The 13325-nt window shown below is 40.4% G+C and carries 11 protein-coding genes; 3 read left to right on the forward strand and 8 right to left on the reverse strand.

Annotation, left to right across the window (positions count from 1 at the left end):
* Window positions 1-63 precede the first annotated feature (63 nt).
* The 8 genes from ACHZES_RS15965 to ACHZES_RS16000 all read right to left on the reverse strand — a co-directional run bounded on the left by ACHZES_RS15965 (window position 64) and on the right by ACHZES_RS16000 (window position 9851).
* Window positions 64-1407 (reverse strand): sensor histidine kinase, encoded by a 1344-nt coding sequence (locus ACHZES_RS15965; RefSeq protein ID WP_395547137.1) that lies wholly within the window; start codon window positions 1405-1407, stop codon window positions 64-66.
* Between the two features lie 3 nt (window positions 1408-1410).
* The gene (locus ACHZES_RS15970) at window positions 1411-2097 is read right to left on the reverse strand and encodes a response regulator transcription factor (protein WP_038280249.1); all 687 of its coding nucleotides are present in this window, start codon (window positions 2095-2097) and stop codon (window positions 1411-1413) included.
* 94 nt (window positions 2098-2191) lie between these two features.
* Window positions 2192-4114: a CotH kinase family protein gene (locus ACHZES_RS15975; RefSeq protein WP_395547136.1), complete on the reverse strand. Its 1923-nt coding sequence runs from the start codon at window positions 4112-4114 to the stop codon at window positions 2192-2194.
* A gap of 30 nt (window positions 4115-4144) precedes the next feature.
* Window positions 4145-4813: a DUF4956 domain-containing protein gene (locus ACHZES_RS15980; protein ID WP_038280251.1), complete on the reverse strand. Its 669-nt coding sequence runs from the start codon at window positions 4811-4813 to the stop codon at window positions 4145-4147.
* Window positions 4814-4832: 19 nt separating this feature from the next.
* Window positions 4833-5507, reverse strand: coding sequence for a polyphosphate polymerase domain-containing protein (locus ACHZES_RS15985; protein WP_395547135.1), 675 nt, complete (start codon window positions 5505-5507; stop codon window positions 4833-4835).
* 188 nt (window positions 5508-5695) lie between these two features.
* On the reverse strand, window positions 5696-6400 hold the full coding sequence (locus ACHZES_RS15990; protein ID WP_038280254.1) for an SHOCT domain-containing protein: 705 nt from the start codon (window positions 6398-6400) through the stop codon (window positions 5696-5698).
* A 285-nt stretch (window positions 6401-6685) separates the two neighbouring features.
* A complete protein-coding gene (locus tag ACHZES_RS15995; protein WP_395547134.1) occupies window positions 6686-8188 on the reverse strand; it encodes a response regulator in 1503 nt (500 codons plus the stop codon).
* On the reverse strand, window positions 8163-9851 hold the full coding sequence (locus tag ACHZES_RS16000) for a sensor histidine kinase (RefSeq protein ID WP_404820246.1): 1689 nt from the start codon (window positions 9849-9851) through the stop codon (window positions 8163-8165). The genes ACHZES_RS15995 and ACHZES_RS16000 overlap by 26 nt, the downstream gene beginning before the upstream one ends.
* 304 nt (window positions 9852-10155) lie before the next feature.
* Here ACHZES_RS16000 and ACHZES_RS16005 point away from each other — a divergent pair, with 304 nt between their 5' ends.
* From ACHZES_RS16005 to ACHZES_RS16015, 3 genes are all read left to right on the forward strand, one after another.
* Window positions 10156-11481 (forward strand): ABC transporter substrate-binding protein, encoded by a 1326-nt coding sequence (locus ACHZES_RS16005; protein ID WP_038280256.1) that lies wholly within the window; start codon window positions 10156-10158, stop codon window positions 11479-11481.
* Between the two features lie 103 nt (window positions 11482-11584).
* Window positions 11585-12469, forward strand: a complete 885-nt coding sequence (locus tag ACHZES_RS16010; RefSeq protein WP_154525041.1) for a carbohydrate ABC transporter permease — start codon at window positions 11585-11587, stop codon at window positions 12467-12469.
* A 12-nt stretch (window positions 12470-12481) separates the two neighbouring features.
* Entirely contained in the window at window positions 12482-13321 is an 840-nt protein-coding gene (locus ACHZES_RS16015; RefSeq protein ID WP_154525039.1) for a carbohydrate ABC transporter permease, read from the forward strand.
* Window positions 13322-13325 lie beyond the last annotated feature (4 nt).

Consider the following 13325-nt stretch of genomic DNA (forward strand, 5'->3'; position numbering starts at 1 on the left):
ACGAAACCTTGAGTTCGTCAGGCGTTTTGACTGTGCTAATTTGACTGTGCTAATTTGACTGTGCTAATTTGATTGTTCTCCTTTCGGCTGGACCTTATTAATTCCTGGTATCTGAAACCAGAACACACTGCCTTTACCTACTTGCGAATCTACTCCGTAGTCACCATGATGCAGCTCAACAATTTCTTTAACAATGGACAGTCCAAGGCCGGTTCCTGTGATCGCACGTTTATGCCTTTTATCAATTTTATAATATCTGTCCCAGATGTAAGGCAGATTATCCTTGCCAATGCCCTCACCATGATCTTCCACTTCGATTCTGACCACTTTGTCTGTGACTTTTTGCCGAATGATAATAGTTAAATCGTTTGTGCTGTAATGAATTGCGTTCGTCAGTAAATTATAGATTGCCTGTGTTATTTTCACTTCATCCGCATTTACGAAGACCTCCTCGTCATGTTCGAAAACAAGGCTGTAATTTTCTTTTTTAACCAAGTCGGCTATTCTGCCAACGGTTTTATCAATGCTCTCCGTAATGTTATATTCTGCCGTGTTTAGCTCCATTGTACCGGTTTCCAATCGGGAGACATCAAGAATATCATTTACTAAAGAGGAAAGCCGCTGGGTTTCATCCATGATCGTCTGTGTTTGCTCCGAAGTAATTTCATCAGGGAAATCATGCATCATTTCAGCATGGCTATATATTAGAGCGAGAGGAGTTCTCAAGTCATGGGAGATATTAGCCATAAGTTCGCGCCTTAACCGTTCCACCTTTGAGAGCTCGGAAGCAGAATGATTCAATGTGTCCGATAATTCGTGGATTTCTCTGTAGCCCTTGCCAGAAAAATGAATATCATAGTTTCCGGTTGCCAGTATTTTAGCGCTCTTATTCAGTTTTTCGATTGGCTTCGAAACGGTTTTGGCAATAGCAAATGCCAGAATAATGGATAAGACGAACATGATGCCAGTGACATAATACAACTGAACTTTTATCGTGGAGATCGTTGCGTTGACAGGAGATATCATGGCATAAAAAACAAGGGAGACTGTTCTGCCATCAGACGTGATAAAATCTCTTGTTTCGGTTATTGCCTGCCGCATTTGAGGTCTGTTTTCAGGGGCGGGCCTGTTTTCGGGATTTGGCCTGTTTGGCGGTACGAAATCATGAGCCGGAGTAACAAGTATTTCGGAATCGTCGGAAAGCTGCATGATAATTTGATTGAGATTGGGATTGTCAATGTTTTTCTCAATCATAGCAATGGCGTTGTTTATTTCCTTTCTACGAATATCTTCATACATTTTACTTAGAAATACTGTTTCAAACAGCCACAGAATAACAAGAAGCAACGCGCAGAATCCAAGCAAAAAGATAAAGATTTTCCACATTAACCGCTGTGATTTTTTCATATGCTAGCCCTCAAACCGATAACCTAATCCCCGTAAAGTAGTAATAAACTTTGCATAAGGGCCTAAGGATTTTCTCAGTAATTTCATGTGTGTATCCAGCGTCCGGTCATCGCCGTAATAATCAAATCCCCATACTTCTGTGAGAATTTTTTCGCGTGGAACAGCGATGTTTTTATTTCGAATCAAGAAGAATAGCAGATCATATTCTTTTGGGGCAAGATTTGCAAGAATGCCGTCAATTGAAACCTTATAGGCGGTCAAGTCTGCTTCAAATCCCTCTTTCCGGAATATGACATGTCCATTGTCATTATCACTAGCAGCCGTATTTTTCTGTGTTCTGCGCAGGATCGCATTTACACGCATCATGATCTCCTTAGAAGAAAAAGGCTTAACTACATAGTCGTCAATGCCAACCTCAAACCCTAAAACCTTGTCATATTCCTCCCCCCTTGCTGATAGCATAATAACGGGAGTATCTAATGTTTTTCTGATTTCTTTTACCGCTGAAAACCCATCCAGCTCCGGCATCATAATATCCATGATAATGATATCAAAGGATTCCTTGCGGCAGGCCTCAACAGCTTCCATGCCGTCAGCTGCTTCAACAACCTCATGTCCTTCAAAGACCGCATATCTTTTAAGTACGGTTCTAAGTCCGCTTTCATCGTCACAAACCAATATTTTTGCCATAGTTTCACCACCTTATTAACTGTAATTATAGCATGAAAGCAAATGAGTAGCCAGTACAAGGGGCTGAAGGATCACCTTCAGCCGTTTGTATTATTTAATAAGTTTTTTTGGCTCTCATTAAGAATAGGATCGCTCCGGATAGAAGGATAAGTGATATAAATACACTAACCGCATAGGTTGGATCCATTGCGTTTGCGGAGACAGCCTTACTCTGTTGGTTCGCTGCGTTCCTGCCGGGCATCCTGCTTGTCATTTCCGTCACTTGCGAAATTTGTTCTTCTGTCAAACCCATTTCCAAAAGCTGCTCTTTGATTTCATCATTAAGCACACCGCTGTTTTCCTGCAAGATTGGCATGGCCTTCTCCATAAGCTCCCGGTCCGGCATACCTCCCATACCACCGAAGCCACCTTCCCCCTGGCCGCCTTCGCCCCGGCTGCCTTCCCCTCGGCCGCCTCCGCCCATCATACTGCCCAGTACGGACAGATTAATACCGGAAGTATCAATTAATGCATCCTTATCTGAATTTTGTCCATCTGTCGTAGAAGGAATGGTTCCGTTAAGCTGCCCGTCAATACTCTGAGCACGAAGGGTTCCCAGTTCAATAAAAACCGGAAGAGATGCTTCATATTCTTCGTAAGTGGCAAAGGCAGAAACATCGTTTTTTACATAGCTATTGATTTTTGCGTCTAAATCCATTACAGTTTCCGCAAAAACACCGCTTACAAAATAACCATCCACGATCTGTCGCAGGTATTCATGGTATTTGTCCTTATATTCCGGGACTTCAAGCAATTTATTAATGAGGGGGCGGTCTTCCATGCTTACACCGCTGACAGGTGTGTCGATCGGGAAGTTTACAACGTCACTGGCGCTGTCACTCTGGAATCCGCCAAATGCAAGACCGTAATCCCAAGGCAAAACAGTGATTTTTCCATCGCGCTCATAAATGTAATAATTTTGCGCCATACCAGATGTATAGCTGTCAAGATTTACAACCACCGTATGCGCGGCCAGATAGCGGAGAATTTCGTCCACATCAAAATACTGCTCCAGATTTGTTCCTTCATTTAAGTTTTTTATTGCGGTAATAACACGCTGTTTGTCTTTGTCGGAGTTTTTTTGAGATTGAGCATTGTTAAATATTGAACGATAGCTGCTTATATTATCATCAACGTAAACAAGGTCTCCGCCACCTCGTCCGCCCATACCGCCCATTGGAAAAGCGCCCATACCGCCGTTTTGGTTATTCAGCTGTTCCAATTGGCCTCCGGTATCATCGCTTTCCAGCGTCTCCTGATTGCCTTGCCGGCGTTGCCCGCCAGCACTTGGCTGCCCATTAGCTCCCCGATCTGCGTCATCTTGACCGGTTTTATGATCCGTGAAGTCTTCTCCTTGCCCCATTGTGGTTTTGACACTGTAGAGTTGTCCGCCGGACGTATCGTAAACCCTGTCAAGAAAAGATTTTTCATACCGTTCCAGCGCCAGGTAGAAACCGAAATCTTCTCCATTAACTGTTACGCTGGCATAATTCATAAGCGGTGTTTCTACACCTATATATTTCATAATGTCGTATGATAGATAGTCTTTCATATAGGTGTTATCACCCATCAGGTTATTAATGCAGAAAGTGTCCAGCCCATAACATGTCTGCCCTTTTACATAATAACTAAATTTGAAATTAATACTATAGCGGTCACTGTCGTCCATGCCGACTACCTGTGATAAGCTTGAATTGCCCTTGGTGCGAATACCGACTGTATGAAATGATTCACCGTTTATGACTAAATCCGCTGAAATATATTCTTTATCTATGGCGTTGTCAAGCATTTCCTGCCACTCATTTTCATCGACACGTATATCTATTGTAAGGATCTCATCTCCGAACAGCTTTGATTCATAATCCATCACCTTTTTATTTTGATTCACTCCAGCGGCATAAACGATCATGACACAGGCGAACAGCGACAGGCAAACAAGCAGTGCCGTGATTTTTGCTATATGTTTGCTGGTTATCATTGCCTTCACTTCCCATCTGTATTTTTTTCATTACATATAATAATCGCCATTATAGCTAACTAGGACTGCATTTGAAACACCGTTTATCGTAAGCAGATCATTAATGAATTTCACTGAGGAATCTTTGAGGCGAACCTCAACAGTAAGCTCGATTCCGTTTTTCGACACGTTCTTAGATTTGACAAGATGCTTTTTCGTATGATTATTAAGCATTGATGTTGATTGGGTTTCTGCATTCTCATCATCGCAGTTTATTACAACTACATAAGGCGTATCTGCAGTTTTCCTGTTGACAAATACAAACAGGACGCAGCCTATAGCAATGGAACCTATCACTGCAAGAGGAATTAAGCCTGCGCCGACAATAATACCTGTAGTAATGGACCAGAACAGATATACGAGGTCAAGCGGTTCTTTTACAACGGTACGGAAACGGACAATGGATAGTGCGCCCACCATACCCAGCGATGTAATCAGGTTTGAAGACACTGCCAAAATAACAAGGGTTGTGATCAAGTCCATGGCGATTAGGGTAATACCGAAAGATGAGGAGTACATGACACCTATGTAGGTTTTTTTATATACCATAAAAATAAACAAGCCAATCACAAATGAAATACCTAAGGCAGCTAAAATATCCGGTATGGAAAATGAAGCAGCCTTATTGAGGAAGGTGAAATTCAATAGTTGATCTAACATAATTAACACTCCTTTTTATTTATATAAGTCTTGATACTACGTATTTGGAAAATTCAGTCTCGTTCCTGCTGTCTACCCGAACCAGCTGGCGAATGATTTCAGGAATAAAACCATCATATTTTATTTCAAGCACTATGGCGTTTGCTGCCGGAATTGTAACAAGTTCCGGGTTAAATAAGCCGCCTACATTGTTTGAAGTCCGGATGTTACTGTCAAATGTAATACGGACATTACCAGCAGGATAGACATATGTTTCTCTTTTATAGTCCACAATTGTTCGAGGCCGCAAGTTCTGATAGTGCATTTTTGTGTATAGTTCCATCATCAATGCCTGACCACTTTCTTTCAATAATCCCAAATTTCCATCCAGAATACCTTCACATTGCGCTAAGGTTATTGGTGCGTTTTTTTTATAACATAATCTGTTTGCTTTGCTCTTTTTTTCAAGCCTGATAAATGAAGGATCATTGTTATAAAACCGGATTCTGAATTTTTCCCGCCTGCTGGCTCCGGACAATTTTTCGATGACTGCTTTATCAGCGTAATTGTCGAAATACAGGCTCCTGATTATGTAGGAACCATCATCCAAGGCATTTTCGTCAAAATCAGCAATATGCCTTAGCTTAGAGGATAACTGCATATAGTCAGAATAATTGATGTTCAATTTATGTTCATGTCTTCCTTTTTCATTCATGTTCTCACCTCCTTACTACTGATGAGTAATATGTTATAGTGTTAGTCTGAAATTCACTTGTCGCCTGTCTGAACTTTATCTGAACTTTTTGTTTCCAGCCATAGCGATCACATACTATAAGAAATCATTTGGTGTACATGAAAAAACAGAGCACAATTTTATTGTGCCCTGTTTGAATTTGAATCCGGCTAAATATCCGTAGTGCTTTCTGTTTTATTGCCATGGAATCCGCCTCGGCCCATACCGGAAATCTCGGGAATCTTGCCCTCGGTAATATCATTCAAAGCCTGGTCATACTGCTCTTGTGTGATTTTACCATCAGCAAGTAGCTGTGCTATTTTTTCCTTCATCTTTGATAGCATCTCAGACTTTTGTTCCTCAGTCATTTCAGGCCTGTTCTTTTCGCCGGACTCATCTTTGTCTCTTCCGGGCATTTCAGGTGCTTTGCCCTCGGCAATATCACTCATGGCCTGGTCATACTGCTCCTGTGTGATTTTGCCGTCAGCAAGGAGTTGTTCGAATCGTTCCTTCATCTTTGTTTGCATTTCCGCTTTTTGCTCTTCGGTCCATTCAGTGCAGTCCGTTTCACCGCCTCGGCCCCGGCCTTTGCCGAGCACTTCAGGCATTTTGCCCTCGGCAATATCACTGATAGCCTGATCATACTGCTCCTGTGTGATTTTGCCGTCAGCAAGGAATTGCGCTAATTTTTCCTTCATATGTGATTCCATTTCTTCAGATGATAATTTGGTTTTTTCTAAGCTGGTTGTTACAGCAGAAACGTTTGTTTTCAATGTGCCCGTTGTATTTGTGTTTGCAGCAAATGCGGTAACTCCCGATGCTGCTAATAAGCCTACGGCCATTACGGTAGAAGCGACAACAGAGATTTTTTTCATTATTAACACCCTTTCTTTCTTATACGTTTGACGTGGCAACAGGTATGGATTTTTCCCTCCTTTCTTTTTTCTGTCTACATCATAAATCGCTTATTTGAATTACCAATGTTTGGAAGCTGATTATTTGCTGAACTTGCGCTGAACATTTGCTGAACTTGCGCTGTCTATTTTACGGTGCATGCACGGCTGCGAGGGATCTGTCCCGGAGGCAGAAAGATAATTGGACTAAGCAAAAACCAAAAGTTTATGGTTTCGCTTAGTCCAGGATTTTGTTTTTATATTATTTTATTTTTTACGATGCAAATGATCCTTCGGAGAATAACCAAACATTTTTTTAAAACGTTTACTGTAATAAAAAGCATCTGTATATCCCACCAGCTCCGCAATGTCCGATATCTTATATTGATTGGATTCCAATAATCTCTTTGAAGCCTCCATACGTATCATGGTAATATACTGAAGCAAGGATTCATTATTTACTTTTTTAAAGACACTGCCCATATAGGAGGGATTTAATTGAAATACGTTTGCGAGCCGGTTTACGGTTAATTCTGGATCGGAATAATGTTTATCAATATATGCAATGATTTTTTTGCTTAAGGAGAGGTCGGAAGGGATGGTTTCACTTTCAGTCATGCATAACCGCCCATATGCAAGAATGGTACTTTTAACCTGGCTCAGCCGATATTCTTCATCAATGATCTGGGAGGCAGATTCAGCGGGATTGTGGCTGAATTCTACCTGGCCGCCATAATGGATATGATAAGTGGTAAAAAATTCCGTTACGATTAAGTATAGGTATTTCACATCGTGCGCTTCTTCTACCGGCTGAAACAGGTCTTTGATATAAGCTTCCAGCCCCTTTGGATCCTTGCTGTTTAAATAATATAGAATCGTTTGCCTTACCTTTGATAAATCAGCGGATCTATTTTCCCAGGTAAGTTCCTCAGTCAGGATAAGCTTTGATTCTGGATTAAAATACCGGTGGTTAAGGGCGTAAAGATTTTTTTTATAATCAGGCAGCCAGGATTCTGTTAAAGGGATACAGTCTCCCAGAGCTAAAAATGTGTAGGAGCTGCATTTTGGTATATCATTATCCAAAACTTCTTTTAACTTCTGCCGTTCCTCTTTCTTGTGAAGGAAAAACTGTATGGTATAGGCATAATCCAGCTCCTTAAAATATTCACAGTCTAGTCCATGACGGCGGATCTTAGCTGCCAGCTCTGATATAAAATCTTCATTTTCTTCATAGATAAAAGCACCTAAATAAAGGGTGTAATCATAAGCTGATACCTCAGGATATCTGGCAGTTAACTGTTCAATGCTTTGACAACCATTTAATACATTGGAAAGAAACGTGCATTTTTCAAAGTGATAATACTTTTGAATTTGTTTCTGCTGTTTTTTTAACAATTCTATTTTTTCTTTGGTATCCTTTAAAACAGCGGTTAAGGTAGAAGCGTCTACAGGCTTTAACAGATAATCCATAACTCCGAACCGCATCGCGGAACGTGCATATTCAAAATCATTATAACCAGATAATAGAATGATTTTGGTGGAAGGGTAATTCCTGTATACAGATTCCGCCACTTCAATTCCATTCATACGGGGCATTTTAATATCCAGCAGGATAAGGTCAACCGGATGCTGTCTTAATAACTCAAGAACTTCTATACCGTTTTCGGCTTCCCCAATAAAATGAATGTCCAATTCTTCCTGCGGAATGATTTTAATAATTCGTTGCCTGATAAAGTACTCGTCATCAGCAATTATAATATTTAGTGGCATCAGTGGACACCTCCTTTTTTCCAATGGTTATGGTAGAGATACAGCCGCCCTGAGGGTGATTGGCAATGGTAAGCCCATATTCACTTCCGTAATAAAGTTGGATTCTCTGGTGAATATTTTTGATACCAAAATGAGTATTACCTGTAGCCCATATGCTTTCATAATCCTCTTCCCGGATTCCGATTCCGTTATCCCGGATGGTGAATAAAATGGAATCAGGGGTTTCCGTTACGAGAATATCTAATTGCCCTTTTCCATTCAGCTCTTTGATTCCGTGATAGATACTGTTTTCCACGATGGGCTGCAATAGGAGCTTGAGGCAGGGGTAACCTGATATACTGGAATCACAGGTGATATGAAAGTCAAACCGGTTATAGTATCTTACTTTCATAATTCTTAAATAGGCTTCGGTAACCGCCAGTTCCTCCTTAACCGTAATGTGGGTGTGACCGTTGCTTAGACCCTGACGGTAAAATGCAGAAAGATTCATGACAAGGTCAATGAGAGTCTCCTTTTCATCTATTTCTGCAAGAGAACAGATGTTGTCCAGTGTATTATATAAAAAGTGCGGGTTTACCTGCTGCTGAAGCAGGTCCAGGGCTACTTTATTCTTCATTTTCTCTGAATTCAGTAAATCATTCTTTAACTTTTTCTGAGCAATAATCATGCTGTTGAATTCCTCGAACAGAAGACCGATATCACTATCGTTATAGGATTCATTGACTGGAATCCATTCTCCTTCCTTTACCCTCTGGGTATGGGAGATCAACTGGTAGATCGGAGAGGTGATTGTACGGGATACTTTACGGGAGACATTAAGACAGGCAATAATGCAGAGCAGGGCCATAATAATGGATATTCCCAAGGTGGTAAAGGTTGGCTGTAAAAAATAGAGCAGATTGATTTCGTTGACGAGATACCAGTTCAGTTCAGGAAAATGTTCCGAAAAAACAATCGTGTTCTTAGTCAGTTTGTAATTGCTCCTGTTGATGTAGTTTAGCTTCTTTACATCCTCATAGCGTCTCATTAATGGTATGGAGCCATCTGAGCTTTGTACATTGCCATCTGAGTCTACAATAAAAAGCCTGCTGAAGTTACTTGCATTATCCTTATAGATATCTGAAATAGTGCTTTCAGGAATGGCGATTTCCACGTATCCAAGCATGGTACCTGTGGAGCTGCTGTAAAACGGCAGCATGAGGGACAGGACATGTATCTCCGTGTCACGCTCCTTATTGGAGTATTTTATCTCCGGTATCCAGATTTTCCGGTCTGAAGCAGAAGTATTCCGAAGATTTAAAGGATAGGGATAAATTTCGGTGGTTGCAATCAGCGCATGTTCCGGTGAGTAGATGCTGACAGAATGAATAAAGGGAGTTGACTGGATGATATGATTGATCTCAGTTTTTATATTCATCTGGTCGATGGCATTAAACTCCTTGTTATTGTTGTTAAATTTAGATACAATGGCCTGTACGCTCTTATCCGTTATAATGGTTTTGGAATAATTATTAACAGATGCGAGATAATAATCCAGCTGGTTGGAAATGTAATCCAACTGCCGAATGGCAGAATTAGTCTCTAATGCCAGAGTATGTTTATAAAATACGACAGAAGTACTGATCAATAATATTATAAGGAATAACAGCAGCGTCTGAAACATAGAGCGGAAAAATCTCGAATTAATAGAAGTTATTTTTTTAGCCTTCATATGGTTTCCCTTCTGTATGCAAAGCGTGTTTTGATTTCATGGAAGACTTAAATATAACAGTAATATTAGTACATTTTATTGGCTGTGTCCATATTGAAATTGTGAACTTGGCCCATTAAACCATTGATTTTATAAAGCGGTATGTAAAATATACATAAAAACTATAAAATGACCATTCATTGTATGGTGATATTTTTCTATAATGGGATTGTAAAGAGGGACGAAAATCTGAAATAAAAAAGGGAGGAAACAATTTATGAAAATAAAAAAAGTAATGGCTCTGACATTAGCAGGCGTACTGAGTTTATCAATGTTAACAGCCTGCGGGTCGAAAACAGACAGCGCGGGCAAGGAGTTAAGTGATGAAAAGGTTACGATCAGACTTTTAACAAGAATGGCAGGAACTTCAACTCAGGTAGGTATTTATAACGATATCATTAATGAATTTAAAAGTAAACACCCAGAAGTAACCATCATTGATGACTCCCAGGGTGATGAATCGGCATTTAATAATATCCTGACGACTGATATTGCTTCCGGAACCATGGCTAACATCTTCCGAATCCAGGGTGTTGCAAATCTTTCCGACTATATCGATAACGGCTTATTATTAAATCTTCAGCCATATCTTGATGCAGATAAAGAATGGAGCGGTGGATTTACGGAAGGTTCCCTTTCCTATTATCAGGTGCCGGGGCATGAAGGTACCTATGCAATTCCGATGGAATCTGGTCTGATTGGCGTTTATTATAATGAAATGCTTTTTAAGAAAGCAGGAATTGAAAAATTCCCGGAGACTTGGGAACAACTGTTAGATGCGATTGCGAAGTTAAAAGAAAACGGTATTATCCCAATCGCAATGGGAGCCCAGTCCACTTATATGGCGGGTCATTTACATGACCAGATCTTCTATAAATGGATGGGAACAGAAGCAGCTAAATTATTGGGAAACAGAGAGATGAAGTGGACGGATGAGGGTGTTGTCCAGACATTACAGTTTGAAAAAGACTTAATCGATGCAGGAGCCTTTGATCCAAGTGCAGCAGGTATCACAGATAATATTGCTTTAACCCAATTTCAGCAGGGGGAAGCTGCAATGGTGATTACCGGACCTTGGAACATCAGTACATTTACAGATAAATCCGCCACTCCTGTGTCAGATAATGTTAAGGTTGCAAAGTTTCCCTATTTTGAAGAAAAGCCTGAATTTAAAAATCAGGATATGCAGATCCTGAGTCCTTACATGGTAAGCGGTAAATTAGAAGGAAAAGAATTAGACTTGACGATTGAATTATTAAAAATGTTAACCGGTAAAGAGGCAGCTAAAAGATTTGCAGAAGAAGCGGCTTTCTTAATTCCAAGAACCGATCTGGATTTGGATAAGTCAAAATGCACCGACTTATTTATGCAGAACGTAGAGATTGGAGGAACGTCTGAAGGAATCGGCGTTGACGTATTCGACTTTGATCCTTTGACTTCCATGCAGGATAGAACAAGAAATTCAATTGTAAGCTTATTTACAGGGGCTTCTGCCCAGGATGCGGCAGCAGTAATCCAGGCTGAGATTGATCATGCAAAATAGATGATCTGGAATTTCATAATTCATTTCTAAATATATGTAGATACTTCTAACTATATTTGATATTGAATTATGAAATTCCTTTTCATTATAAGGAGGAATTTCATTGATAACATTAAAAAACAGGAAAGTGAAAATGTACATAGCACTGTTTTTACTACCGGCATTGATCGTATATCTTTTATTTCAAATTGTACCTTTAATTCTGGCGTTTTACTTTTCACTGGTTGAGTGGAATGGTATCTCGGGTGCGGCTCTTAAATTTGTTGGACTTAAAAATTATATCGATGCGTTTCATAATGCGGACTTTTTACTTTCCATTAAAAATATGGTGAAAATGGTATTCTTCAGCGTATTATTCCATACGCCCATTGCTTTATTAACGGCGGTTGCAATTAATACCAAGTGCAAAGGATACCGGGCATTTAAAGCTCTCTTTTTTGTACCTACGGTTTTTCCGTTAACTTCCGTTGGTTTGATGTGGTACTTTGTGTTCATGCCAACCGGTTCTCTCAATGCGTTGTTAAAGAACATCGGTCTGGCCGACCGGGTAGTTCCCTGGCTGGTGGATCCTGCAACCGCAATGAATACCATAGTATTTGTTAATATATGGGCCGGCATCGGCTACTATATGGTTATTCTCCTTGCAGGACTTACGACTATTTCTGATGAGCTATATGAGGCAGCCTCTATTGACGGAGCGACTGCTGTTCATAAGTTCTTTGAGATTACGGTTCCTATGTTAAGATCTACAATTTCCATGTGCATTTTAATGGATATTATCGGCTCTGTAAAAGTTTTTGACCTGGTCTTTGCCATGACCGGCGGAGGGCCAAACGGTCTGACGAATCTTCCTACAACATTAATGTACAATGAGGCATTTAAATACAGCCATTATGGACTTGGAAGCGCTATAGGCATTATTATTCTGATTGCCTGCCTGGCAGGAACATTAGGAAGTAATTTTATCATGTCCCGCAAACACGATTAAGGGAGGAAAGCTATGAAAAAAACAGAATCAAAGAGCAGGCTTGGCAAAGTCATCATGTACTTCTATCTGCTGGTAATGACAGTGGTATTTGCCATGCCCATGGTTTTTACCTTATTATCCTCTGTGAAAACAAAGCTTGAAATCTTTTCAGACCCATTTGCGCTGCCCAAGGTACCGCAGTTTGTCAATTATATCGTAGCCTGGAAAGAAGCCAATATGAGCCGGTATTTCATCAACAGTATCATACAGGCCGGTGCTACTGTCATAATATTGGCAATCATGGCATCCATGGCGGCATATGTTTTATCCAGGTTTGATTTTAAGGGGAATAAGTTTCTGCTTTTATTCTTTACCGTAGGAATGATGGTTCCCATGCATACGGTATTGGTCCCTGTTGCCTATATTATTGGTGCCCTGAACTTAAAAAACAATATACTGGCACTGATTTTAATCTATGTATCGTTTAGTCTTCCTTTTAGTATTCTTGTGATGACTAATTTTATGAAAGGCGTCAACCGTTCTCTGGAGGAAGCGGCAGTAATCGACGGTGCAACGTATTTCCAGGTATACAGGCTGGTGATACTCCCGCTTTGTATTCCTGCATTATCGACTATTTCAATTTTTAATTTCTTATCGGCCTGGAACAATATTTTATTCCCGCTGTTGTTTATCAACGATAAAAAATTGAAGCCTATTTCCCTGGGGCTTCTGAATTTTAACGGGGAAAGAGGTAGTGATTACGGCCCATTAATGGCGGCTATCGTCATTACGGTAGCGCTGCCCCTGATTCTCTACCTGTTATTCCAGGAAAAAGTTGAGGGCGGACTGGCAGCAGGGGCTGTAAAAGAATAAATAA

The organism is Lacrimispora sanguinis, from assembly GCF_044987295.1.
Lineage (GTDB): Bacteria > Bacillota > Clostridia > Lachnospirales > Lachnospiraceae > Lacrimispora > Lacrimispora celerecrescens_B.